Genomic DNA, 278 nt, shown 5'->3' with positions numbered 1-278 from the left:
CGCGTTGAGGTGCGCCGCCTGGTAGCGCAGGTGGTGCGGCACGAAATGGATGCGCAATCCCGGCAGCGCCCACAAAAGCAGCAGCGCCGAGGCCAGCGCCAGCAGCTCGGCGAAAACGAAATGCGGCAGGCGGATCGACAGCCACCAGGCCTCCAGCCCATAGGCGACGGCAAGGCTGACGATGAGCGTGCCGAGCGTCACCATGAAGGCGGCGGGAAAGAAATAGCCGTCGCTGGCATGCGCCACCACGCAGTAGATCTCGCCGTCGGTCCTCGTCT

At 66.2% G+C, this 278-nt stretch carries 1 pseudogene; it reads right to left on the bottom strand.

Features of this window, described 5'->3' with window-relative positions:
• A pseudogene (locus tag EN807_RS35125) lies at positions 1-278 on the bottom strand (TPM domain-containing protein); the annotation flags it as partial.

This window comes from Mesorhizobium sp. M5C.F.Ca.ET.164.01.1.1 (genome assembly GCF_004792125.1).
GTDB lineage: Bacteria > Pseudomonadota > Alphaproteobacteria > Rhizobiales > Rhizobiaceae > Mesorhizobium > Mesorhizobium wenxiniae.
The sequence above is the reverse complement of the archived record's forward strand: the minus strand, read 5'-3'. Positions and strand labels throughout refer to the sequence as shown.